The organism is Sporichthyaceae bacterium (assembly GCA_036493475.1).
Taxonomy (GTDB): Bacteria; Actinomycetota; Actinomycetes; order Sporichthyales; family Sporichthyaceae; genus DASQPJ01.
In genome coordinates this window covers 1-23115 of the sequence record DASXPS010000012.1, presented here as the reverse complement: position 1 = coordinate 23115, position 23115 = coordinate 1, and the positions used below count along the sequence as shown (strand labels likewise).

Below are 23115 nucleotides of genomic sequence, written 5' to 3'. Positions count from 1 at the left end.
GCCACCCGGGAGCCCCGAGGCCGCGCCCCCTGGGATCACAAACGCAACTCGTGGGGTCATTTCCGGCAGCGCGACGCCACCTGAGTCACGTTTGTGTTCTGGGAGGGCGCGGTCTACCGCAGCGCCAGCACGCGCTGGATCTGCCGCAACACCTCGGGCCGACGTGACCTGAGGTCCTCCCACGAGAACCGCAGCCGGACGTAACCGCGCTCGGAAACAGCGTTGTCGCGACGGCGGTCGTTGCGATACGCCTCCCGATCGGAGTGAAACTCGAAGCCATCGGCCTCGATGACCAACCAGCCGTTGATGAGGAGGTCGACCTTGCCGACGCCCGGGATGAGGACCTGGCTCTGCACCTCCGCGTCGAGCAGGTCGATCAGCAGTCGAAGCACGGTCTCCATCCCGGAGCCGGCCAACGCATCTGCGTGCCGCACGGCTCGGCGTAACCGGCTCGAGCCAGGGCCGCCGGCCGCCTCGGCTGCGGCGCGCAGCGACGCGTCATGGACGGCACGCTTGCGCAGCGCGCTGTCGATGACGACGACGGCATCGCAGAAGGGCATCCGACGGGCGCAGTCCAGCAGCGTGCGCAGGGGGCGCGTTACCGGCGTGAACGGATCCACATCCGCGGGCTTGAGCCGCCCCCGGTGCACCCACACTCCGGCTGTCGTGACGGTGGTGCCGGCCGGAACCGTCACGTGAAGCACGTTGAGCGGTCGCCACAACTCGAAGCCGTGCCAGTCGGCGGCGGAGCCGTGGGAGAGCACCCCGCCCAATGTCACGGCCGCCGCCAACCGCGGGTCGGCATCCGGGACAGCGAACCCGCCCCCGCCGATCGCCACGACGTCGCCCCGGTCGCAGGCCCCGCGCAGTGTTCGCCGGCGCACGCCCATCGCGTTCAACCGCGACACGCGCGCCGCACCGCCGCACCGCAGAAGCGCCTCCACCGGATCCACGGGGCGGAGCCTCCCCGATGGGGCCGCGGCGCGCGGCCGAACCGCGCGCCTGTGGATAAGCCTCGGCGCGGGTGGCGGCGAAGCGCGCCACCTCAGAACACAAACGTGACTCGGGAGGCGATCGTCGGCACGGAAACGCCCCACCAGTTGCGTTTGTGTTCCTGGGGGGCGTGAGGGCGGGGGCGTGAGGGCGGGGCGGGAACGGCGACGAGCGGCGGGCCCCCGGGGAACCGCGCCGCTCGTGTTGGCGGTGGCGGAGGGATTTGAACCCTCGGATGCTTGCACATCACGCGCTTTCGAGGCGCGCTCCTTCGGCCGCTCGGACACGCCACCGCCGGTGACGATAGCAGCCGGGGTCAGTCGCGGTGCGCGTCGAAGAACTCCCGCAGCAGGGCCGCGGATTGGGCCGCGAGCACACCGCTGACCACCTCTGGGCGGTGGTTCAACCGACGGTCGCGCAGCACATCCCACAACGACTCGACGGCCCCGGCCTTCGGGTCCACGGCGCCGTAAACCAGCCGATCCAGCCGCGCCAGACCGATCGCGCCGGCGCACATGGTGCACGGCTCCAACGTCACCACCATCGTGCAGCCGGACAGCCGCCACGACCCACGGTTCACCGCGGCCGCGCGCAGCGCCAGCACCTCGGCGTGCGCGGTCGGGTCGCCCAGGGCCTCCCGACGGTTGTGGCCCTGACCGATCACCGAGCCGCCGGGGGCGAGCACCACAGCACCGACCGGGACGTCCCCGCGGTAGGGCGCGGCGCGCGCGAGGGCCAGCGCGGCCTCCATGGCCTCGTCCCAGGGAGAGGGCCTCAGCGGACGGTCTCCAGCGCGCCGGCCGCCCCGGCCCGCTCGGCCAGGGTGGTCAACGCCTCCGAGGGCAGCACGCCCTTGCTCTCGCACAGCTCGCGCAGCACCTCGGCACTGGTGCCGAGGTCAACCAGGATCTCCAGGTCGCCGACCGGGCCGTCGTCCACCCCGCTGTCGCGCTCGTCCTCGTCCTCGGAGGCGGAGTCGGAGTCGAGGTCGTCCACGTCCAGCGTGTCCTCCTCGGACTCCGCCGCTTCGAGCAGCATCTCCGCGTAGGCGGAATGCTCGATGGCGGAGCGGTCGGAGACGAAGACCCGTGGGTCGTCCTCACCGTCCACCCGGACCACCGCGAACCACAGATCCTCCTGCTCGAGCAGCAGGAGGACCGGGCCGTCGCTGTCGATGTCGGCGGTGTCCCGCATCGCGTCGGCCAGGTCGTCCAGAGACTCGACCGCGTCGAGTTCGATGTCGTTGGTCTCCCACTCGTCCTCGTCACGGGTGAGTACGACCGCGAAGTACCCCACTTCTCGCTCCCACACAGGTCGATCCGAACAGCACGCTCTTTCTGATGGTTGCTCAGTCCGCCAGCGCGGAGTCGACGGCTCGCCGGAATGCGTCGGCGAAACCCAACCGCGACGCGATGCTGTCCAGCATCTGGTCGGGGTACAGGTCCAGGTCGTCGCACAGCGCGCCGAGCTCCATGGCCGGTAGGCCGAGGTCAGAGAAAATCGTCAGATCGCCGGCCGGTTGCACCCGCTCGTCCTCGGGCCCGGGCAGCGGCAGATCGAGTGCCTCGAGCACCTCCCCGGCCAACGGCGATTCGCCGGCCGCGGTGATGTCGGACAACAGCAGTGAGACATCGCGGCCGTGTATCCGCACCGCAACGAAGAAGTCGTCCTCGATGGACACGAAACCGATCGCTCCGCCGCCGCCGGACTGGCGGCGGGCGGCCTCGACGAGTTCGTCGAGGTCACCGCCCACAGTGCGGGGCAGGGCGTCGGCTTCCCACCGATCGTCGTCGCGGTAGACCACCACGGCGAAGTCGGTTGCGTCATCCGCCATAACGACTCCCGACAGCGGCGTGCCCGTGCCTCACCCGGGCATCCTTACAGATCACGGCGCTGCGGGGCACCCTCGATTCACCGGCGAAAGGTGAGCGCGCGCAGTGCGGCCCGTCTGCGGGCCGACGCGGCACGCCGGGGCGCGACCCGGTTGAGCAAGTCGCGAGCCTCGATCAGCTCGTCCAGCAGACGGGCGCGACGTTGTGCCCGTTCCCAGATCAGCGGATCGATGGACCGGTTGCGTTCGCTGCCCTCGTTCATACGGCAGGGTCTACCCCGACTGTCCCACCGGGCTAAACCGGAGGTACGCGGTGCAGATGCAGGTTCTCGATCATCCGTTGGTGGCGCACAAGCTCACCGCGCTGCGCGACGAGGCCACGAATTCCTCGACGTTTCGTCGGCTGTGCGACGAGCTGGTCACCCTGTTGGCCTACGAGTCCACCCGGCGGGTGCGGGTCGAGGCGTGCACGGTACGTACCCCGTTGACCACGGCCCACGGCGTGCGCCTGGCCGCCCCCAAGCCCTTGGTGGTGCCGATTCTGCGGGCCGGGCTCGGCATGTTGGACGGGATGCTGCGACTGCTGCCCACCGCCGAGGTTGGCTTCCTCGGCCTGGTGCGCGACGAGACCACCTTGCTGGCCAGCACGTACGCCGACCGGTTGCCCGCCCGCCTGGACGGTCGACAGTGCTTCGTGCTCGATCCGATGCTGGCCACCGGCGGCACGCTGGCCGCGGCCGTCGGCCTGCTGCTGGCCCGCGGCGCGGCCTCCGTGCATGCGGTCTGCCTGATCGGGGCACCGGAAGGGGTGGACCGGCTGGCCGACGCGGTTGGCGACGCCGACGTCTCCGTGGTACTGGCCGGACTGGACGCCGGGCTGGACGCCCGCGGCTACATCACGCCGGGGCTGGGGGATGCCGGCGACCGTTTGTTCGGTTCCGCCGAGTGACCGATAGCGTCGCTAAGAGGTAGGTAGTAAGGACGGAGAGGCAATGACCGAGGCAGGCGCCCTGATCGGCGTGGTCAACGAGTCCGGACGGGGCGAGACCCGGGTCTCGGCCACGCCGGCGACCGTGAAGTTGCTGATCGGGCTGGGCTACCGGGTCGCCGTCGCCTCCGGAGCCGGAGCGGCCGCGGGCTTCCCGGACGGGACGTACAAGGACGCCGGCGCCGAGATCACCGACGACGCCTGGAACGCGGACATCGTGTTCGCGGTGGGCCCGCCCTCCGACTCCGAGATCCGTCAGGTGCCCGAGGGCGCCACGCTGGTCAGCCTGCTCTCCCCGGCCCTGGACCCGGACCGCGTCGAGCTGTTGGGCTCCCGGCCGATCACCGCACTGGCCATGGACGCGGTGCCCCGCATCTCCCGCGCGCAGTCCCTGGACGTGCTGTCCTCCATGGCCAACATCGCCGGGTACCGCGCGGTGATCGAGGCCGCGCACAACTTCGGCCGGTTCTTCACCGGTCAGGTCACCGCGGCCGGCAAGGTCCCGCCGGCCAAGGTGCTGGTCGCCGGGGCGGGCGTGGCCGGGCTGGCCGCGATCGGCGCCGCCTCCAGCCTGGGCGCCATCGTGCGGGCCACCGACCCCCGGCCCGAGGTGGCCGACCAGGTCAAGTCGCTGGGCGGGGAGTACCTGGCGGTCGACGTCGAGCAGGAGCAGTCCGGCACCGGCTACGCCAGCGCGACCACCGAGGACTACAACAAGCGCGCCGCGGAGATCTACAGCGAGCAGGCCGCCGACGTCGACATCATCATCACCACCGCGCTGATTCCTGGACGTCCCGCGCCGCGGCTGATCACCGCCGCGGACGTGGCCGCCATGCGTCCGGGCAGCGTGATCGTTGACATGGCCACCAGTCAGGGCGGCAACGTCGAGGGCGCCGTCAAGGGCGAGGTGATCACCACCGACAACGGCGTGACGATCATCGGTTACACCGATCTGCCCGGCCGGCTGCCCGCGCAGAGCTCGCAGCTGTACGGGACCAACCTGGTGAACCTGATGAAGCTGCTCACCCCGGAAAAGGACGGGCGGCTGGTCCTCGACATGGACGACGTCGTGCAACGCGGCATCACCGTGGTGCGCGACGGGGGAAACATGTGGCCCCCGCCGCCGGTGCAGGTCTCCGCGGCGCCGGCGGTGAAGGCCGCCCCGCCCGAGCCGGTGAAGGCCAAGCCGTCGATCTTCACCCCGGCGGTGAAACTCGGCGTGGTCGGCGTCGGGGTGCTGGCGCTGTGGCTGATCACCGCCTTCGCCCCGGAACCGATCCCGCAGCACTTCACGGTGCTGACGCTGTCCGTGGTCATCGGCTACTACGTGATCGGCAAGGTGCACCACTCGTTGCACACCCCGCTGATGTCAATCACCAACGCGATCTCCGGGATCATCGTCGTGGGCGCGCTGCTGCAGATTGGCAAGGACGACACCACGATTCGCACGCTGTCGTTCGTGGCGATCCTGTTGGCCTCCATCAACGTGTTCGGCGGGTTCGCGGTGACCCGGCGGATGCTCGGCATGTTTTCGAAGGGCTGAGATGGACGCCGAATCCATTGCGCAGGCCGCCTACATCGTCGCGGCGCTGCTGTTCATCCTGAGCCTGGCCGGGCTCTCCCGGCACGAGACGTCCCGTCAGGGAGTCGTGTACGGCATCGCCGGTATGGTCATCGCGTTGGCCGCGGTGATCGGCCTGGCGACCCGTCACATTGATTCCACCGGGGCGATTCTGCTCATCATCGCGGTGGTCATCGGGGCGGCGATCGGGTTGTGGCGGGCCAAGGTCGTGGAGATGACCGGCATGCCCGAGTTGATCGCGGCGCTGCACAGCTTCGTCGGTCTGGCCGCCGTGCTGGTGGGCTGGGACGGCTTCTACGACGTGGAGCACCGCGGTGGGCAAACCGAGTTCGCCGGGTCGTTACTGAGGATCCATCACGCCGAGGTGTTCGTCGGGGTTTTCATCGGCGCGGTGACCTTCACCGGCTCGATCGTGGCCTTCCTCAAGCTGTCTGCGCGGATCTCCTCCGCGCCGCTGAAGCTGCCCGGCCGCAATCTGCTCAACCTGGGTGCGCTGGTCGGTTTCGGGGCGCTGACCGGGGTGTTCGTCGGCTCGCCCAAGCTCGGCCTGCTGATCGCGGTGACCGTGCTGGCGTTGGCCCTGGGCTGGCACCTGGTGGCCTCCATCGGCGGCGGTGACATGCCGGTGGTGGTGTCCATGCTGAACAGCTACTCGGGCTGGGCGGCGGCGGCGTCGGGGTTCCTGCTGGACAACAACCTGCTGATCACCACCGGAGCGCTGGTCGGCTCCTCCGGTGCCTACCTGTCCTACATCATGTGCAAGGGCATGAACCGCTCGTTCATCGCGGTGATCGCGGGCGGATTCGGGGTCGCGGCGGGTACCTCGGCCTCCGGCGAGGACCACGGGGAGCACCGGGAGACCGACCCGGGCGCCGTGGCCGAGCTGCTGTCCGACGCGGACTCGGTGGTGATCACGCCGGGCTACGGCATGGCCACCGCGCAGGCCCAGTACGCGGTCGCCGAACTCACCCGCAAGCTGCGCGCGAAGGGCGTCGAGGTCCGCTTCGGCATCCACCCGGTGGCCGGCCGGCTACCCGGCCACATGAACGTGCTACTGGCCGAGGCGAAGGTGCCCTACGACATCGTGCTGGAGATGGACGAGATCAACGACGACCTGGCGGAGACCTCGGTCGTCCTGGTCATCGGTGCCAACGACACCGTCAATCCGGCGGCGCTGGAGGACCCCGGCAGCCCGATCGCCGGCATGCCGGTGCTGCACGTCTGGGAGGCCAAGCACGTCATCGTGTTCAAGCGGTCGATGGCCACCGGCTACGCGGGCGTGCAGAACCCACTGTTCTTCCGGGAGAACACTCAGATGCTGTTCGGCGACGCCAAGGCGCGGGTGGAGGACATCATCCGTGAGCTGGGGGACTCCCCGGCCGACGCGAAGGCACCGGCCATGGCCGGTAGGCACTGAGTAATCTCTGACTCTGCGTCATCGACCCATCACGTATAGTCTTGTACAGGGCATTTGCCGCATACGGGTGATGCAGTTGTTGTCCAGAGTGATCTGTGTTTAGTCTGGAACCGGGTCCGCCGGACAGGACCCGTGCACCATCGGACTGCATGGAGGCGCCTCGTGAAGCGCATGGTTGCGATCCCCGCCGTGGCGTTCGCGCTCTACTCGATGGCGCAGGAACCCGCCCAGTCGGCCGATGCCGTGTCCAAGGGCTGGGATCAGCTGACCCAGGGCACGGGCAGCGTGACCGACGGCTTCTTCACCTTCGTCAACCGGCTCTGACGGCCGCGAGGCCCGGCTCGTGAGCGTCGATGCCAGGGTCGCCGACCCCGTCCTGGGCGCCATGCTGCCCGCCGGATCCCGCTTGATCGCCAAGTACCTGTTGCCCGGCGAACGGGTGGTCGCCGCGCTGCGCCGGCACTGGTTGGCGCTGATCGTGCCGTTGGCCGCGGCCGGTGGCGGGCTGTTCCTGGCCGTTCTACTGGACATCGCGCTCCCGCGGCGTGCCACAGGCCCCCGGGACATCGTCTGGCTGGCCTGGTCAGCCGCGGTGTGGTACCTCGGCTGGGAGATCGTCAACTGGTGGTCGGACCGGTTCGTGGTCACCGACAAGCGCCTGATGCTGGTGCACGGGCTGTTTCGCCGAGACGTCGACATGATGCCGCTGGGCAAGGTCACGGACATGCGTTACGAACGCACCATCCTTGGGCGATTGCTCGGCTTCGGAAGTTTCGTGATGGAGTCCGCCGGGCAGGATCAGGCGTTGTCGCGGGTCAAGTTCGTGACCGGCCCTGACGAGCTTTACCAGCGGATCTGCGCGTTGGTTTTCACCCCAGATCAGCCGGTACTTCCCGGCGATGACGGCACCGGCGAACCAACGGCCGGGCCGGGCGCGAGCTGGCCCGGATACGGCCCGTCCGACCCCGATCCGGACCGGGTAAGCGGCTGACTTCAAGCCGTTCTTTGCATTGCGCGGTGTGACCAAACCGCGGTTGCCGTCCTCCCTTCCGGCGCGCCTGCTTGACCAGGGCGTTGATGACACTCAGTGGTGTCCGCCCGACATGTCGGGCGCCCATCCTGGTTTGAACTTGCCCAATCGGGCAGATCGCCTGCGGTGATCTTGGAAATCGTGCACGATCCGTAGTGAGAACGTTCGGGAGCCCACGGTGGCCTCGGCGGCACTCGGCGGGGGATTTTGTCACGCAGGGTGATCGAAACCGCAGGTCAGGGGCCTCCTGGGTTTTCTCAGACTTTGAATGGTCATCTCTCTCGCATGGGCGGTGGGGCGCTCGTGCGGGGCTACGCTTCCCAGGACCGTTCGCCTCACATGTCCCGTTGATCCCTTACATCCCTATCGACACAGGGTCCTCGGAACAGGTGAGACGCCTACCGGAGCGTCCGGTGGGCCGATGGGGAGGACACAGCGTGATCAGCGTGGGGGCTATGAGGAGCCAACAGCTCTTCCTCTCGCGTGCCGTCATGCCCTCCTACAGGGGCCGGTACGTCGCTTCGGCGACGGTGGAACACCAACACTCGATCGTTGTCGCTTCGTCCAGCTGTGCTCTTGCAGTTGCGGCGAAGACCGCGGGGGGCGCGGATGCGATCGTCGTTGCCGAATACATCGGCAGCGGGACGGCCAGGGATGAGGGGACCGAGGAACCGGTCTTCTGGCAGGGTCGAGTGTTCGGGGGTACGTCCAAGGTATGCGGCATGTCTCGGCAAAGCCGAGTTAATCTCGGTAACACCGCTACCGCGGAGTACGAATGTAAGTCCATGCATGAGGACAAGCCGACGCGAGTGTGTCGCGACGGTCAGTACCAGGGACGAGGCATTGCACGTGCTGCGTGCAGTGGCTCGGTGTCATCGGTTCGTCGGACCTCGGTCCGCCGCCCCGGTGAGCCCGCCCTCGGTGTGATGGGCGGTCTTCTCCAGCCGGTGTCCTCACCGGCTGAGCCCCCGGTGTCGTCGCTTTCGGAGCCCCCAGTGGCCCTGACGACGACGGCACCTGCCCCGATCAGAGACGTCTTGGCTGGGGAAGTGTCGCCCCTTGCCGGCGCGGTGCGAGCCGCCGTTGACGTCGCGCCTCCGTGGCCACCCGGTCACGGCGGACCTGCCTCGGGGCAGGGCCGGAAGCGCTAACCGTTATCACCACACCTGAACCCAGACCACATCAACGAAACAGGAGGGGCTTCGATGCGAGCCTCGAAGAAGGTCAAGGGAGCCGTGCTCCTCACGGCGGGCGCCGCTCTTATCCTTGGTGCGCCGACCGTCTACGCAGACACCAATACTGGTCACAACGACGGCCTGCTCAACGGAGTCCAGGCCCTCAACAACGTCACGCTCAACGTGCCGATCAACGCCTGTGGCGTCGGCGCCCTGCTGGGCGGCGGCTCGGGCACCTGCAGCTCCGCTGCCGGTGACGACAACGGCGGCGCCTCCTTCGGTGGCCGCGGTGGTTCTGGCGGCGACCAGGGCGACGTCTCCAGCAGCCGGAACAAGGGGCTGCTGAACGGCCTCCAGGTCGGCAACAACCTGACCGCCAACGTGCCCGTCAACGCCTGTGGCGTGGGCGCGCTGCTCGCCACGGCCAAGGGCAACTGCTCCTCCAAGGCCGGCGACGGCAATGGTGGAAGCGGTTCGAGCCGTGGTCGTAGCGGCCGCGGCGGCAGCGGTGGCGACCAGGGCAACGTCCGCACGGGCCGCAACGATGGCCTGCTGGACGGCGCCCAGGTGCTCAACAACGTCACCCTGAACGTGCCCGTGAACGTCTGCGGCGTCGGCCTGCTGCTGGCCGAAGGTCGGGGCAACTGCTCCTCCAAGGCCGGCGACGGCAACGGTGGAAACGTGCTCGGCGGCCGTGGCCGCGGTGGCAACGGTGGCGACGCCGGCGACGTCAACTCGTTCGACAACCACGGTCTGCTCAGCGGCCTGCAGCTGCTGAACAACCTGGACGCCAACATCCCCGTCACCGTCTGCGGCCTGGCCGTGCTCGGTGCCGCGGACTGCCGCGTGCACGTGGACGCCGGCAACCGCAACGGCGGCGACTCCGGTCACCGCGGCTGGGTTGGCGACGAGCACTCGCACAACAGCCACTGGACCTGGCACAAGCACCACAACGGCGACCACGAGTCCTCGGTTCTCCCGCACACCGGTGCTGCCGGTATGGCGCTGATTCCGTTCGGTCTCGCTCTGATCGCTGGTGGTGCGGCTCTGCGGCGCCGCGTCGCCTCGCAGCGCTAGTCCACAACGCTGGATCTCAGAGGTTTGCCGCTGGGATCAGACGCTTCCCGGGCTCGCAACCCCCCCGGCGCGCCCGGGAAGCCCCGGCGTCACAGCCTCTGAAGAGGTGGGCGGACCGACACCGCCGCCCACCTCAAGGCACCGGCAACGGTGACCCCCGGCACTGGCCCGGATCGGACGAAAGTCCGGTTCCGGGCCGGTGTCCGTTTAACGGGCCCGGCTCCCGATGAGGGGCTCCCGTAGCGGATGACATGCGCAGTGCAGGGGCCCCCGACGGGGTTCATAGGGTGGCGGCCATGACCACACCCGAACCGATCTACGACCGCAAGGACCAGCTCGAGCAGGTGCAGTCCGGGCTGCTGCAGGGCGAACGGCTGTACGCCGTGTACGACGGCAAGGGCGTCGGCACCGGCTATTTGGCGTTGACCGACCGGCGCGTGATCATCGCGGATAAATCCTTCGTGGGTAGGGCAGTGGCGTTGGTGTCCATGCCGTACCACAAGGTGTCCAGCGTGGCGGTGGTGAGCAATGCGCGGTTCACCGGGAATTTCTTCTCGACCAGTTCGATCATCGTGACCTCCGCGGGCGGGGTGCACCACGAGATCGAGTTCCGGGGCGAGGACAAGGCCCGGTACGCCCACGACTTCATCCTCGCCGCGATGATGGGAGCGCGTTCATGAAGGTCGCCCTGCACGTCGCCTCGTTCAGCTTTCCCGGCCAACCGGCCTCGATCGCACCCACGCTGGCCCGCTTCGGCGAGGCCGCGGAGGACGCAGGCGTCGGCTACGTCTCGCTGATGGACCACTTCTTCCAGATCCCACCGGTGGGCAAGGCCACCGAGCCGATGCTGGAGGGCTACACCGGCCTGGCGTTCCTGGCCGCGCACACCTCGACGGTGACCCTGCAGCTGCTGTGCACCGGGGTGACGTACCGTCACCCGGGCATCCTGTGCAAGACGGTGACCACGCTGGACGTGCTCTCCGGTGGCCGGGCGGCGCTGGGCATCGGGGCGGCCTGGTTCGAACGCGAGCATCAGGGGTTGGGGGTGGCGTTCCCGCCGGTGGCGCAGCGCTTCGAGATGCTCGAGGAGACGCTGCAGATCTGCCTGCAGATGTGGAGCGAGGACAACGGGCCGTACGCCGGCAAGCACTACCAACTGGCCGAGACCCTGTGCTCGCCCGTGCCGGTGTCCCGGCCGCGCCCGCCGATCCTGGTGGCCGGTGGCGGGGAGCGCAAGACGCTGCGGATCGTGGCCCAGTACGCGGACTCCTGCAACCTGATGGGTGGGCCGGCCGAGGTGGCCCCGAAGCTGGACATCCTGCGCGGGCACTGCGAGACGCTGGGCCGGGACTACTCGACGATCACGCCCACGGTGTTGTTCCGCGGCAACGCGTTGGATGACGTGGACGGGTTCCTGGCGCAGGCGGGCGAGCTGGCGAAGTTGGGCGTCGCGGTGGTGGACCTGGTGCCGGTCGGAGACCTCCTCTCGTTCACCGAGCGGGTCGGCAAGGAGATCGTGCCGCGGCTGGCCGAGTTGCCTTAGCTGACGTCATCCGCCTCGGCCACGTGCACGGGGTTCCGGGTGGTCCAGACGTATGACATGCGTCGGGCCCGCGGCGCGTACCGCGGGCCCTGATTCGCATCCTTGTCCGGGGTGTCGGGCCGTCGCGCGTTGATGGCCCGAATAGTCGGACGAAGTCGGGTAGTGCGTCAGTCGTCCGAACCGTCCCCGTGACCGGAGTTGCCGTGACCCGAGTCGCCAGAATCGTCGCCCTGGTCGTCAGCGTTGCCCTGACCGCTGTTGGATTTGTTGTGGCCGGGCGCGTTCTCGGAGTTGCCCGGCCCGTTCGGGTCATGTCCGGGGGCGTTGGCCGAGTTGCCGTGGCCCGACTTGTTGTGCCCAGGGGCGTTGCTGGAGTTGCCGTGCCCGGAGTTGCCGGGGTTGCCCTGGTCCTGGCCCTGGTCGTCCTGTCCCTTGTTGTGTCCGGGGGCGTTTTCTGAGTTGCCCGGCCCGTTCGGGTCGTGGCCGGGGGCGTTGGCCGAGTTGCCGTGCTCGCCCTGGTCGTTGCCGTCGCCCTGGTTGTCGTCGGTCGCGGGCAGCGCGGCGCAGAAGGCGGCGACGTTGTCCTGACCACCGGCGGCGATGACCAACTTGCGGAAGGAGTCACTGGTAGCGGCCGCGGTCGGGTCACTGAAGGCGCCGCCGGTGAACTGCGTGCAGGTGTCGCGCAGGCCGCCGTTGTCCTCACTCGAGTCCTGGTCGGTCGCGTCACTGCCCTGGTCGTCGGTCGCGTCGTCGCTCACCTTGGGCGTCACCGGGTGGACCGGGTGCGACGGGTGCGATGGGGCGAGCGGCGTGGGAATCGCACCGGTGGTCGCGGCCATCGCGACGCCGCCGGCGGAGACGAGAACCAGGGCCGCGGCGGCGGTCTTGGCGGTGAGCAGAGCGGCGCGGGTGCGGTTGCGATACATGGCGAAAGCTCCCAGAGGTCGGCTGGCGGTTTCGCGATGTGCGCTCCGGAACGCGGCCAGAGCCGCGTACTCGCCCGGGCTGCCGGCAGGGAGGTGCGCGGCGTTCGGGGCGACCGCGTGCAGCAGGTCGGCCAAGGCGGCGGCCTCGGCCGGGTTGAGACGCGCCTCCCGAAGGAGGGCGTCGACCGGGTCCTGCCCGTTGGGCGGCGGAGCGCTCATCACATCCCCTTCAGCGCACCCGGCCGCGCGGATGTCACACCCTGCGGCGAAGTTTTTTCGGCGGACTGCAATTTGGCAGCCAGTGCTTTCAGGCCGCGGTGCGTGTTGGTGCGTACGGCGCCCGGCCGTTTGCCCAGTGCCCTGGCCGCGTCCTCGGCGGACAGGCCCAGGATCACGCGCAACCTTACCGCCTCCGCCTGGCCCGGGGGGAGCGTGGCGATGAGGTTGAGCGCGGTGTCGCCGTCGACGTGTTCGATGGCGAGAGCCGCCGGGTCGTCGGTGGCGGGGAACTCGAAGTCGTTGTCGATGACCGCCCCGGAGGTGGGGCGGGCCTTGGTGCGGCGGATGTGGTCCAGTGCGCGGTGTCGAGCGATGGTGGCGGCCCAGCCGCGGAAATTGTCCAGGTCGCCGGAGAAGTCGCGAATGTCCCGCGCGATCTGCAACCAGGCCTCGGCGGTGACGTCCTCGGCGTCGGTGCCCACGAGAGTGGCGACGTAGCGGAGGAGCGCGGGCTGGATGGCGCGGTAAAGCACGCCGAAGCCGCCCTCGTCGCCGCGTCGGGCGGCGTGCAGGGCGGAGGGCAGGTCCGGCTCGGGCGCCGGGTGGCGCGGAGCGGGGACGCTCATCGCGGTGTCGATCGCCATGAAGTCAAGAGGATGCACGCATTCGGGTGACGGCGGAGACGCTTTCCGGCTTGCAAGATCGACATGCGCCGAAGGTGCGGTGTGTGCCGATTTGCACGATGTGTTCGGCAATGTCACCTCACCCGGGTATCGGCTGAGTGCGACGGTGGCTTGAGGTGCCCGCATCTCCGACGTCCGCAGCCCCAGCAGCTGACGACACGTCAGTTCGTCTACTGGGCGTTGAGGAATCCGTATTGGTACTGCCCCGGCTCGTAGGGGTCGACGGAGGAGAGCGTCACCATCGCGTGGCCGCCGGCGGTGAGGTGGTGCACGGTGCCGGTGAGTCGCCCGACGTAGGCGGAGCCGTCGTAGATGCCGACGCTGAACGCGGAGTCGGCGGAGGCTGCCTGGCCGGTGTAGGTGAGGGTGGCCGTGCCGGCGAAGTTGCCGGTGAACCAGGAGCCGTCGACCACGACGCTGTCCAGGCGCCAGTCCCCGTCGGTCAGCGGCAGTGCGACCGCAGGTCCGGCGACGATCAGCCGCGCTTCCGCGGAAGCGTTGGCCGCCTCGGCCCGGGCGAAGATGTTGCCCGCTCCGGGGGCGTTGGTGCTGTCGCTGCCCGTGGCCATCGCCATGGCGACCGCGCCGACCGCCACCGCCGCTGCGAGCGGCGCCGCAACCCGGTAGTGCCGCCGCCGGGTCGCGCGCGCCGGCTGCGGCGCTGCGTCCGTCGTGCGCTGGGCCGGGAGACCGGTGTGTGTGCGCTGGGCGATTCTCATGGGAGTCCTTGAGACCGGGACGGCTGGTTCTTCCATTCGACCGCCGTGGCGCGCATTCCGCCGCATCCGTCCGGCTATTTCCCCCCGGGCCGTTCGGCCGAGTTTGGGATTACCAGGAGGCGCGGGCGACGGTGGTGGTGACGGTGGTGTGGGTCAACCCCTTGAGAATCGGCAGGTGCTTGAACAGGACCGTGCCGGTGTGCTTCGAGACGGTAAGGGTTACCGCGCCGTCCTGGGTGATGGTGAACGACGCCGGGTCAATGTGCTCGCGATGGGTGTCCGCGACGGCCTTGGACGCATCGAACGCGAGTTGAGCTTCTTCGGGGGTGGCGACGCCGTTGAACATGATGGCCTGCACGCCTGCGCGTCCGGCCTCGTCGGCGTCGTCGGGTACCGCCAGCTTCATAAGGGTCACGGCGCCGGCGTCGGCCGCGAGGAGGATCGGCAGCGCGATCAACGCGAGGGTGACCGGGACTCTGGATCTGAGCGCCTGCACAGGGACCTCTCGCGGGTGGGGCCGACCGGGTCCCGAGGAGGGCACGGGGGCGGGGATCGGGCCGGGTCCGCAAGGGCTCGGACCCGGCCTTACCAGTTGATCGGTGGAGATCTGGCGCGGGTTGAGCGTCAGGACAGGGCGGTGGTGTAGGCGGCGCAGTCGGCCGCGGCGTTGACCTGGAGGCCGCCGTTGTCGCTCTGCCAGACCCAGGGGCGGGTGGCCTTGCCGGGGTTGTCGATGGAAATGCAGTACGCGCTGCTGTCCGAGTTCAGGTAGATGTTCGGCACGTTGCCGGGCGACATGCGAACCTCCTCGGTCCCGATGGTGGCGTCGGGAGCGGTAAAGCTGTAGTCGGCGTCGCTCGGGTAAGCCGCTGCGTCCGTGTAAAACGACTCCATCTCAACCGCCAGGCTGTGCGCGTCGGACTTCGCGGATGCGTCGACGGCTCGCTCGCGCTGGTGCAGGAAGATCGGGATGGCGATTGCGGCCAGGATGCCGATGATGATGATGACGATGAGGAGCTCGATGAGGGTGAAGCCCTTGTCCTTGTTGTGCAGCGACTTACGAATATGACGGTACATACGGCGGGACTCCATGGTGGTGACGGACCGACGGGGGATGTCTGAAGAGTCGGCTCGCCAGCGGAGGCGCTTGCCATAGCCCCAGTAAAGAGATCGGAAGCTGTCGCTCGGCGGAACGTTGAAGCGCCTGGGGTGGAGAGTTGATCCACCCCAGGCGCTTCGACTTGTGTTGCTCAGCTTGTGTATTAGAGGACCGTGCTGGTGTACACCGCACCGGTGCCGCTGCTTGGACAGGAGGTGACAGCGCTCGGCTGCAGACCGCCCTTATCGCTCTCCCAAACCCAGACCTGGGTTGCGTTGGTGTTGCTCACCGACACGCAGTATGCGGTGGCCGGAGTCGAGCTGCCAGCGTTGGTGTAGACGTGCGCGGTGTTGCCGGGCGAGAGGGTGACGTTTTCGCCGCCGATGGCGAGCGTGGTCACGCTTCCGGCCGTGGTTGCCACGATACCCGTGGCGCCGCCGCCGGTAACCGGGTACGCCTGGCTGTCCGTGTAGTACGTCTCCATCTGCGTTGCGACGGTGCGGACGTCAGACTTGGACGAGGCATCCACGGCCTTTTGGCGCTGGTGCAGGAAGATCGGGATGGCGATCGCGGCCAGGATGCCGATGATGATGATGACGACGAGGAGCTCGATGAGGGTGAAGCCCTTGTCCTTGCGCCCTTCGTCGAGGGCCTTACGCATGCGGGTGTACACGGTGGTTCTCCCTGGGGTGGTGGGGATTCGTCCGAGCCCCGATGGGCGGGGCTTGGTCGGCGGGGGCGTCGACCGGGACTGGCAGGGATGTCGGACGGTGCTAACCCCGGGTTGATAGTCACCTCGGATTTCCTTTGCCAGAAGGCGAATCCGTGACCTCGGTTCGTCCCATTCGCTCGGGCGCGCGGCATTGGTGACTTGACCATGTCCGGGTAGATCCCGATGCACAGCGGTAAGCGCTCAAGCACGATGCATCGCGAACCGACATCTCTGCGGAGACAAAGCGAGTTCTCGCGAGGAGTCGTAGGTGGTTGTGCAGTCGTCGGGACGACGCGCGAAGCGCGATCGTCGAGACAAGGGCTTCACCTTGGTGGAGTCGATGGTGGCGATGGGAATCCTCGCGGTCATCGCCACTGCCGCCGCAGCCATGCTCATCCACGCGTTGGGTGTGACCGCCGACGACCGGCAGCGCGTGCGCGCGGCGAGTGTCGCGGCGCAAGAGGTCGAGCGGATCCGCGGCCTCATGCAGAGCAATCCGTCGGGGATCACCACTGACATTACGCGCACCGTCAGCACGGTTTCGCCGACGCTGTTCACCATCACATCCGACGTGGCCGACTCCAGCACTAACTACCACCTGGTCGACTCGGGCGAGTGGAGCTCGGCGGATGCGTTCGAGTCGCTGAAGCTCACGGTCACCGCGACGTGGCAGGACATGGGCGGCACCAAGCCGGTGGTGAACAGCTCGATCCTCAGCATCAACGGCACCGGCGGCAACGGATCCGGCGGCTCCTCGGCGGGCTCTGTAACCGTGACTCCGGTGACCCCCGACCCGATCGTCACGATCTCCCCGACCTGCAGCCTCAGCCGGGGCACCGCGCTGGTCACCGTGAACAGCACCGCCAACGTGCCCGCCGGCTACGCGACGGTGCCCTGGACCTCGACGTTCGCGGGCACCGTGACGGCCAGCCCGGCCAGCGGCAACCCCTGCACGTCGACCATCCCGCTCACCAACAACAGCGGCGTGTTCAGCTACTCGCTGCCCTACGGGCCCTGGAATCTGACGGCCATTCTTCCCGACGGCGCGATCGGCACCTCGTACGTGACCGTCGGGAGCTCCACGGCGACCGCCCCCGCCATCACGGTGCTGGACAACTGTGGTGGCACCAAGACCGTGCAGTTCAAGGTGCAGACTCAGAACACCCTGCTGTCTTGGCTTTTGAACACCGTGTTGGGCGCGACCATCACCGGCGCGCGGCAGGCAACGTCAACGTGTAGCACGCCGATCGCCACCACCACCTTCTCCACCGATGTCCTCAGCGGCCTGCTGAACGGATCGATCGCTTACGGATCGTGGAGTTTCACCTCCCCGACATCGTCGGGTACGGCGGGGGCGAGCTCGGTGATCGGCTCCGGCACGAACAACGTGACGCTGACCGCGAACTATTCGACCTGCCCGAGCGGGCCTGTGCAGGTCACCCTCAACACCTCGACGACCACCAACCCGGCGACCCTGGTGGGTTACACCGGGACCGTTACCGCCACGCCCGGCTCCAGCACCTGCGGCGGCACGACGCAGCAACTGGCGATGGTCAACGGCGCAGTGAGCACCTCACTGCCCTATGGGGACTGGACCTTCGCGGCCGGTCCGTCCAGCACGGCGGCGACGATCAACAGCGTCGGCCAACTGGCCGTCCCGCTGCCGGCGGTGTCCTACAACTGCTCGGTTTCGCGCACCGTCACAATCCCGTTCAGCGACCTCTCCTCGCTCCTGGGGTCGTACACCGTGCGGGCCACGCTAAAGAACGGTTGCACAGGAACGTCGCCGAAAGACACGACGTTCACCAGCCTTCTCGGGCTCATCGGGCAGGGCTCCGTGTCCTTGAAGCCAGGTACGTACGACTTCACGCTCACCAGCCCCGGTAACCGGACCATCGACACATCGTCGTCTGACCAGGTGCTGTCAGTGATCGTCACGAACAACATGTCCGTCAAGATCGTGGTGAAGTGATGCGGACTCCACGCCGTGACGGGGGCTACTCCCTCATCGAGGTGCTGGTCGCCATGGTCATCGCCAGCACCGTGCTGGGCCTGGTCACGGCCGCGATGATCGGCATGCTGCGCAACGGCGCCAGCGCCGGCTCGCGGCTGGCCAATCTCGACCAGATCCGCATCGGGGTCGACGCCCTGTCGAAGAACCTGCGCACCGCCGTCCGGCCCGAGCAGCTGAACTCGACCTGCGTCTCCTCCTGTCCGGCGGCATTCGAGACCGCCACCGACACCCGGGTCGTGTTCTACGCCAACGTCGGCGACAAGATCGGCACCAAGCCCGCGCCGACCCGCATCACCTACACGATCGCGGCCGACCCGAACGATGCCACTGGCACCACCGCGGCGGTCACCGAGACCCGCCAACAGGTCGCCTCGACCTGGACCAGCGGCGACTACACCTGGGCCACCGGCGCCACCCGCACGATCAGCCGCGGCATCACCTGGCCGCTGCCGAGCAGCAACGGCCCGTTGTTCACCTACTACACCGGCAGCAACGGCGCCATCGTCACCTCACCCGCGCCGAGCGGCTCCATCCTCGCCACCATCGCCTCGATCCGTATCGCCCTGCCGGTGGGCGATTCCACGCACCCCAGCCCGGGTGTCAGCACCAGCGTCTTCCTTCCCAACTCCACCCTGGGGCACTGAGTTGATCCTCCAGCGCATCCGTTCTCTCTACCGCCGCGGCCCGCACACCGACGCCGGATTCGCGATGATCGCCGTCGTCGGCTACGGCATGGTGATCGTGTTGATCGCCTCATTGGTCTCGAGCTACGCCATCAACTCCATGAAGGGCGCGCGGCGCGAGCAGGACTTCGACGGCGCGGTGTCCGCGGCGCAGGCCGGCGTGGACAGCGTGGTCAACGCGCTGCGGGCAAACTCGTTGTCCTCACTGCCGACCGGCTGGGCCGCGGTGCCGGGCTCCAAGGACCCGGACGGAGTGGCCTGCGACAGCCACCCGACCGTGCCGGTGAACTGCCCGCAGTATCGGGTGCAGGCCACCCCGGACGCCAACGGCGACTACACCGTCTACGCCGCGGGCAAGGTGCGTGAGGGCACCGAGCGCGCGGTGAAAGTGACGATCCATAAGTCCGCCTACACCGACTACCTGTATTACTCCGAGGTGGAGGCGGCCGACCCGTCGGACGCCTTCGCCTACCCGCGGTTGCTGAACTCCACCGGCGGGCCCGCGGCCTGCGGCCAGCGCGCCTGGGGTGCCACCTCCGCCGACGTGCGCCCGGCCTCGGTGGGTGGCGTCACCTGCAAGGTGCCCGCCTGGCGGGACGGGGACAGCACCGACGGCTCCACCGTGCACTCCAACGACGTGTTCACCACGCAGGGCTCACCGACCTTCGACAGCCTGGTCACCACCCAGTACGACAAGTGCCTGCCGGCCCCGTCGAACCCGACGCCGAGCTGCTACATCTCGCAGACCGGCAGCACCACCCCGCACTTCGACAAGGGCACCCCGACCTACGCCTCCGGGATGGATACCGCGCCGACCGGGCTGAAGTCCGCGGCGTACTGCGTCTACACCGGCCCGACCCGCATCTCCTTTGTCGGCAACCAGATGAAGGTGTGGAGCCCGCAGACCCTGCCGTCGGACAACCCCGGCAAGGACTGCGGCGGCGGCGTGCCGCAGAACATCCTGGACCAGGTCGCCAACTCCTTCCCGATCCTGGGCGGCCTGCTCAACCTGACCTCCTCTGTGCTCGCCGGGCTGGGTGCCGACCAGGTGGTCAACGCGGTCACGTCCATCGCCTCGGACCCGGCGCCGATCCCGATCCCGTCGGGCATCTACGTGCAGGACAACCCCGGCGGCTCCGCGCACCCGTCGCCGTCGGGCCTGTACTGCCTGACCGGCAAGCTGCTCGGCCTGTACGGCACGCTGGACCCGGACCCGGCGACGCTGCTGACCAACACGCTGAGCAGCGACTGCAGCGAGGGCTCGCTGTACGTGGACGGCGCGTTCAACGGCCGGTCCACCATCGGCACCGACGGCGACATCACCATCGCCTCGGACATCAAGTACTCCGATGTCTCCGGCACCTCCTTCGGCCACGACAAGACCACCCTCGACGGGCAGCCGAACGCGCTGGGCCTGGTGGCCAACGGCTCGGTGCTGGTGTGGGACCCGCTGCAGTGCACGGTGGCGCTGGCCACCTGCCTGTCGCTGACCACGAAGAGACTGGACGCGCTGTACACGCCGCTGAAGGCGCTGGGCGGGGACATCGAGATCGACGCGGCGATCATGTCGATGAAGCACTACTTCGGGGTGTCGTTCCCGCTGCTGCAACCCGCCGTGTACCTGGCGCTGTTGAACAAGCTGGCCACCGTCACCCTGCCGATCCCGAAGATCAAGCTGTACGGCTCGGTCGCGCAGTACTACCGCGGCGCGCTGGGTGCGCAGATCCTCGGGCTGGACGTCAGCGTCGATCACATCGACGTGGCCAACGCCAACATCAACGTCGGGTACTACGCGGACTACGACTACGACCAACACCTGCGCACGTCCCCGCCGCCGAACTATCCGCAGCCCGGCACCCCGACCTGGGTGCAGGACACCTTCGCCGAGATCCCGGTGAGTCAGTTGCCGGTGGCCTTCAGCTCCTGAGCCCACCTCAGGATTGGCCGGTCCCCGCAACGTCGCGGGGGCCGGCTTTGTGTTCCCCGGAACGGGGTAGCTGCCGGACATGAGCGAGCCGCCCGCCGTCTTCGTGTTCGCGCCCGACCCGCTGCTCACCGTCACCATCGAGGCCGACTCCGAGGGCCACGACGAGATTCACCTCCACGCCGGCGGCCAGGGTTTCTGGGTGGCCCGGATGGTCGCCGAACTCGGCCTGCCGGTGGTGCTCGGTGGGCCGTTCGGTGGCGAGACCGGCGAGCTGCTGTGGAATCTCATCGCCGCGCACGACATCGAGGTGGCGATGGTGAACACCTCCGCGCGCAACGGTGCCTACGTGCACGACCGGCGCGGCGGGGAACGGGTGCAGGTCGCGGTCACCACGCCGGGCAAGCTGTCCCGGCACGACGTCGACGACCTCTACGGCAGCGCGGTCAGCCTGGGCCTGGACGCCAAGGTCGCGGTGCTGGCCGGGCCGGGGCCGTGGGATCTGCCGGTGCTGCCGGCCGAGGTCTACCGCCGCCTCGCGGCGGACCTGCGCAAGGCGGGGCGGATCGTCGTCGCCGACCTGTCCGGGGCGCCGTTGACCGAGGCGATGGGCGGTGGGCTGAGTCTGCTGAAGGTCAGTCACGAACAGGTGTTGGAGGACGGTTTCGCCAAGTCCGAGGACCCCGATGAGTTGATCGCCGCCATGCACCGGTTGCGCGAGCAGGGTGCCGACCAGGTGGTGCTCAGCCGTGCGGATCAACCGCCGTGGGCACTGCTCGACGGCGAGGAGGTGATCGAGGTGGTGGGTCCGCATCTGGAGGAGGTCGACCACCGCGGCGCCGGGGATTCGATGACCGCGGGTTTGGCCGCCGGGTTGGCCCTGGGTATGGACACCGCAGCGGCTCTGCGGCTGGCCGCCGCCGCGGGTGCGCTCAACGTCACCCGCCGCGGCCTGGCCAGCGGCGACCGCGATGCCATCGAGCGGCTGGCCGGGCACGTGCAACTACGCACCCGCTCGGCGGGCGCGGCCGAAGGAGGACAGGAATGAACGACCCGCGCAGCATCAGCCCGGAGGAACTCGGCCGGCGGACCAAGACCGGTGTGGAGTTCGGCGATTCCGGTCGGCGGCTGCGTTGCCTGATCACCAACGACGACGGCATCGAGAGCCCCGGCCTGCACAAGCTCGCCGAGATCGCGGCACGCGCGGGCCTGGACGTGGTGGTCGCCGCACCCGCCTCCAACTCCAGCGGCGCCAGCGCCTCCATCACCGCGCTCACCGATGGCGCGCGCATCGTCACCAAGTCCCACCGACTGCCCGGCCTGGAGGACGGCAGCGTCTACGGCGTCGAGGCCTCGCCGGCGTTCATCGCGCTCACCGCCACCCGCGGCGCCTTCGGCGACCCACCGGACCTGGTGCTCTCCGGGATCAACCACGGCCCGAACACCGGGCAGGCGATCCTGCACTCCGGCACGGTGGGCGCCGCGCTGACCGCCGCGGCGCAGGGCATCACCGCGATGGCCGTGTCGCTGGGCATCGGCGCGGGTGAGCAGCAGTGGGACACCGCCGCGCAGTTCGCCGCGGAGATGCTGCCCGGTCTGGTGCGGTTGCCCGCGGGTACCGCGGTGAACCTCAACGTGCCCAACGTCGAGGCCTCCTCGGTGCGGGGCCTGCGCCGCGCCCCGCTGGCCTCCTTCGGTGCGGTACAGACCCACATCGGGGAGCGGGACAGCGGGTATTTCACCGTGCAGGTCTCCGAGATCGACGCCAGCGGCGAACCGGACAGCGACGCCGCGTTGCTCGCTGACGGGTGGGCGACGCTGACCGCGCTGCACCCGGTCTGTGCCGACCGTGACGCGGACCTGGATCTGCTGTTGGGCACCGAGGCTTTGGCGCGTTGATCGCACGATCATTCATGAGCGCAGCGAGCTCTCTCATACGTGGGGCGTCATTTTCGGACCCTGATCGGCGCGTTTCCTGACGCCCCGGGTATGACAGTGGCCATGGATGAACTGGGCACGATGTTGTCGGGGCACGTCGGACGGGACGGGGTGCCGGGGGCGGTCGCGTTGATCGCCCGCGGAAACCAGGTGCAGACCGCAGCGGTTGGCCTGGCGGACGTCGAGCACAACGTGCCGGCGGCGCGTGACTCGATCTTCCGCCTCGCCTCGATCACCAAGCCGATCGTGGCGGCCGCGGTCATGCAGCTGATCGACGAGGGCCGGATCGGGCTCGACGACCCCGTCGGGGACTGGCTGCCCGAACTCGCCTCCGTGCGGGTGGTGCGCACCCCGGACGGACCCATCGAGGACACCGTGCCCGCGCGCCGGCAGGCCACCGTGCGGGAGCTGCTGACGTTCACCGCCGGCTGGGGCTACGGTGAACAGTTCGACCGGCCCGTCGTCGCCCGCCTGTTCGAGACCGTGCATGCGCACCTTCTCGAGCCGCAACTGCTGCCCGCCCCCGCGGACTGGTTGTCGGCGCTGGCCGAAGTCCCGA

Annotated in this window: 25 protein-coding genes and 1 tRNA gene; 14 read left to right on the top strand and 12 right to left on the bottom strand. The window is 68.8% G+C overall.

Annotated features, from left to right (window positions below; translation table 11 throughout):
- Positions 1–113 precede the first annotated feature (113 nt).
- The 6 genes from VGJ14_01200 to VGJ14_01175 form a co-directional block, all read right to left on the bottom strand.
- The gene (locus tag VGJ14_01200; GenBank protein HEY2831012.1) at positions 114–908 is read right to left on the bottom strand and encodes a DUF559 domain-containing protein; all 795 of its coding nucleotides are present in this window, start codon (positions 906–908) and stop codon (positions 114–116) included.
- A gap of 290 nt (positions 909–1198) precedes the next feature.
- A tRNA-Ser gene (locus tag VGJ14_01195) sits at positions 1199–1286 on the bottom strand.
- Between the two features lie 23 nt (positions 1287–1309).
- Entirely contained in the window at positions 1310–1744 is a 435-nt protein-coding gene (locus VGJ14_01190; GenBank protein ID HEY2831011.1) for a nucleoside deaminase, read from the bottom strand.
- A gap of 23 nt (positions 1745–1767) precedes the next feature.
- On the bottom strand, positions 1768–2289 hold the full coding sequence (locus tag VGJ14_01185) for a tRNA adenosine deaminase-associated protein (protein HEY2831010.1): 522 nt from the start codon (positions 2287–2289) through the stop codon (positions 1768–1770).
- A 52-nt stretch (positions 2290–2341) separates the two neighbouring features.
- Positions 2342–2827, bottom strand: coding sequence for a tRNA adenosine deaminase-associated protein (locus tag VGJ14_01180; protein ID HEY2831009.1), 486 nt, complete (start codon positions 2825–2827; stop codon positions 2342–2344).
- Between the two features lie 77 nt (positions 2828–2904).
- Entirely contained in the window at positions 2905–3087 is a 183-nt protein-coding gene (locus VGJ14_01175; protein HEY2831008.1) for a hypothetical protein, read from the bottom strand.
- A 50-nt stretch (positions 3088–3137) separates the two neighbouring features.
- On the opposite strand from VGJ14_01175, the gene upp reads away from it, so the two are divergent.
- From upp to VGJ14_01135, 8 genes are all read left to right on the top strand, one after another.
- Complete coding sequence (gene upp / locus VGJ14_01170) at positions 3138–3773, top strand: uracil phosphoribosyltransferase (protein HEY2831007.1); 636 nt, start codon at positions 3138–3140, stop codon at positions 3771–3773.
- A gap of 43 nt (positions 3774–3816) precedes the next feature.
- Positions 3817–5355 carry a Re/Si-specific NAD(P)(+) transhydrogenase subunit alpha gene (locus VGJ14_01165; GenBank protein ID HEY2831006.1) on the top strand — a complete coding sequence of 513 codons (1539 nt, stop codon included), beginning with the start codon at positions 3817–3819 and terminating at the stop codon, positions 5353–5355.
- A 1-nt stretch (position 5356) separates the two neighbouring features.
- Positions 5357–6811 carry a Re/Si-specific NAD(P)(+) transhydrogenase subunit beta gene (gene pntB / locus VGJ14_01160; GenBank protein ID HEY2831005.1) on the top strand — a complete coding sequence of 485 codons (1455 nt, stop codon included), beginning with the start codon at positions 5357–5359 and terminating at the stop codon, positions 6809–6811.
- Between the two features lie 162 nt (positions 6812–6973).
- Positions 6974–7135, top strand: coding sequence for a hypothetical protein (locus VGJ14_01155; protein ID HEY2831004.1), 162 nt, complete (start codon positions 6974–6976; stop codon positions 7133–7135).
- A 19-nt stretch (positions 7136–7154) separates the two neighbouring features.
- Entirely contained in the window at positions 7155–7802 is a 648-nt protein-coding gene (locus VGJ14_01150; GenBank protein HEY2831003.1) for a PH domain-containing protein, read from the top strand.
- Between the two features lie 1244 nt (positions 7803–9046).
- Positions 9047–10093, top strand: coding sequence for a hypothetical protein (locus VGJ14_01145; protein ID HEY2831002.1), 1047 nt, complete (start codon positions 9047–9049; stop codon positions 10091–10093).
- 296 nt (positions 10094–10389) lie between these two features.
- Positions 10390–10773: a PH domain-containing protein gene (locus tag VGJ14_01140; GenBank protein ID HEY2831001.1), complete on the top strand. Its 384-nt coding sequence runs from the start codon at positions 10390–10392 to the stop codon at positions 10771–10773.
- Positions 10770–11636 (top strand): LLM class F420-dependent oxidoreductase, encoded by an 867-nt coding sequence (locus VGJ14_01135; protein ID HEY2831000.1) that lies wholly within the window; start codon positions 10770–10772, stop codon positions 11634–11636. Before VGJ14_01140 ends, VGJ14_01135 begins: the two co-directional genes overlap by 4 nt.
- A 167-nt stretch (positions 11637–11803) precedes the next feature.
- Here the strand turns inward: VGJ14_01135 and VGJ14_01130 are convergent, their stop codons facing one another.
- The 6 genes from VGJ14_01130 to VGJ14_01105 all read right to left on the bottom strand — a co-directional run bounded on the left by VGJ14_01130 (position 11804) and on the right by VGJ14_01105 (position 15958).
- Complete coding sequence (locus VGJ14_01130; GenBank protein HEY2830999.1) at positions 11804–12784, bottom strand: hypothetical protein; 981 nt, start codon at positions 12782–12784, stop codon at positions 11804–11806.
- Complete coding sequence (locus tag VGJ14_01125) at positions 12784–13428, bottom strand: RNA polymerase sigma factor (protein ID HEY2830998.1); 645 nt, start codon at positions 13426–13428, stop codon at positions 12784–12786. Before VGJ14_01125 ends, VGJ14_01130 begins: the two co-directional genes overlap by 1 nt.
- A 209-nt stretch (positions 13429–13637) precedes the next feature.
- The gene (locus tag VGJ14_01120; GenBank protein HEY2830997.1) at positions 13638–14186 is read right to left on the bottom strand and encodes a hypothetical protein; all 549 of its coding nucleotides are present in this window, start codon (positions 14184–14186) and stop codon (positions 13638–13640) included.
- Positions 14187–14295: 109 nt separating this feature from the next.
- A complete protein-coding gene (locus tag VGJ14_01115) occupies positions 14296–14643 on the bottom strand; it encodes a hypothetical protein (GenBank protein HEY2830996.1) in 348 nt (115 codons plus the stop codon).
- Positions 14644–14810: 167 nt separating this feature from the next.
- A complete protein-coding gene (locus VGJ14_01110; protein HEY2830995.1) occupies positions 14811–15263 on the bottom strand; it encodes a prepilin-type N-terminal cleavage/methylation domain-containing protein in 453 nt (150 codons plus the stop codon).
- A 185-nt stretch (positions 15264–15448) separates the two neighbouring features.
- Positions 15449–15958, bottom strand: coding sequence for a prepilin-type N-terminal cleavage/methylation domain-containing protein (locus VGJ14_01105; GenBank protein ID HEY2830994.1), 510 nt, complete (start codon positions 15956–15958; stop codon positions 15449–15451).
- A 307-nt stretch (positions 15959–16265) separates the two neighbouring features.
- Here VGJ14_01105 and VGJ14_01100 point away from each other — a divergent pair, with 307 nt between their 5' ends.
- The 6 genes from VGJ14_01100 to VGJ14_01075 form a co-directional block, all read left to right on the top strand.
- Entirely contained in the window at positions 16266–17969 is a 1704-nt protein-coding gene (locus VGJ14_01100; GenBank protein HEY2830993.1) for a prepilin-type N-terminal cleavage/methylation domain-containing protein, read from the top strand.
- Complete coding sequence (locus VGJ14_01095; protein HEY2830992.1) at positions 17969–18655, top strand: prepilin-type N-terminal cleavage/methylation domain-containing protein; 687 nt, start codon at positions 17969–17971, stop codon at positions 18653–18655. The genes VGJ14_01100 and VGJ14_01095 overlap by 1 nt, the downstream gene beginning before the upstream one ends.
- A 64-nt stretch (positions 18656–18719) precedes the next feature.
- On the top strand, positions 18720–20621 hold the full coding sequence (locus VGJ14_01090) for a hypothetical protein (protein ID HEY2830991.1): 1902 nt from the start codon (positions 18720–18722) through the stop codon (positions 20619–20621).
- A gap of 79 nt (positions 20622–20700) precedes the next feature.
- Positions 20701–21666 (top strand): PfkB family carbohydrate kinase, encoded by a 966-nt coding sequence (locus VGJ14_01085; protein HEY2830990.1) that lies wholly within the window; start codon positions 20701–20703, stop codon positions 21664–21666.
- On the top strand, positions 21663–22517 hold the full coding sequence (locus tag VGJ14_01080) for a 5'/3'-nucleotidase SurE (GenBank protein ID HEY2830989.1): 855 nt from the start codon (positions 21663–21665) through the stop codon (positions 22515–22517). The genes VGJ14_01085 and VGJ14_01080 overlap by 4 nt, the downstream gene beginning before the upstream one ends.
- 102 nt (positions 22518–22619) lie before the next feature.
- Positions 22620–23115 (top strand): serine hydrolase domain-containing protein (locus VGJ14_01075; GenBank protein HEY2830988.1); only part of this gene is annotated, 496 nt, incomplete at its 3' end.

Bases quoted from the DNA above. Each gene is read 5' to 3' on its own strand.
- VGJ14_01190 (HEY2831011.1), bottom strand. From the start codon at position 1,744: ATGGAGGCCGCGCTGGCCCTCGCGCGCGCCGCGCCCTACCGCGGGGAC.
- VGJ14_01180 (HEY2831009.1), bottom strand. From the start codon at position 2,827: ATGGCGGATGACGCAACCGACTTCGCCGTGGTGGTCTACCGCGACGAC.
- VGJ14_01175 (HEY2831008.1), bottom strand. From the start codon at position 3,087: ATGAACGAGGGCAGCGAACGCAACCGGTCCATCGATCCGCTGATCTGG.
- VGJ14_01165 (HEY2831006.1), top strand. From the start codon at position 3,817: ATGACCGAGGCAGGCGCCCTGATCGGCGTGGTCAACGAGTCCGGACGG.
- pntB (HEY2831005.1), top strand. From the start codon at position 5,357: ATGGACGCCGAATCCATTGCGCAGGCCGCCTACATCGTCGCGGCGCTG.
- VGJ14_01145 (HEY2831002.1), top strand. From the start codon at position 9,047: ATGCGAGCCTCGAAGAAGGTCAAGGGAGCCGTGCTCCTCACGGCGGGC.
- VGJ14_01140 (HEY2831001.1), top strand. From the start codon at position 10,390: ATGACCACACCCGAACCGATCTACGACCGCAAGGACCAGCTCGAGCAG.
- VGJ14_01135 (HEY2831000.1), top strand. From the start codon at position 10,770: ATGAAGGTCGCCCTGCACGTCGCCTCGTTCAGCTTTCCCGGCCAACCG.
- VGJ14_01130 (HEY2830999.1), bottom strand. From the start codon at position 12,784: ATGAGCGCTCCGCCGCCCAACGGGCAGGACCCGGTCGACGCCCTCCTT.
- VGJ14_01125 (HEY2830998.1), bottom strand. From the start codon at position 13,428: ATGGCGATCGACACCGCGATGAGCGTCCCCGCTCCGCGCCACCCGGCG.
- VGJ14_01120 (HEY2830997.1), bottom strand. From the start codon at position 14,186: ATGAGAATCGCCCAGCGCACACACACCGGTCTCCCGGCCCAGCGCACG.
- VGJ14_01110 (HEY2830995.1), bottom strand. From the start codon at position 15,263: ATGTACCGTCATATTCGTAAGTCGCTGCACAACAAGGACAAGGGCTTC.
- VGJ14_01095 (HEY2830992.1), top strand. From the start codon at position 17,969: ATGCGGACTCCACGCCGTGACGGGGGCTACTCCCTCATCGAGGTGCTG.
- VGJ14_01090 (HEY2830991.1), top strand. From the start codon at position 18,720: ATGATCGCCGTCGTCGGCTACGGCATGGTGATCGTGTTGATCGCCTCA.
- VGJ14_01085 (HEY2830990.1), top strand. From the start codon at position 20,701: ATGAGCGAGCCGCCCGCCGTCTTCGTGTTCGCGCCCGACCCGCTGCTC.
- VGJ14_01080 (HEY2830989.1), top strand. From the start codon at position 21,663: ATGAACGACCCGCGCAGCATCAGCCCGGAGGAACTCGGCCGGCGGACC.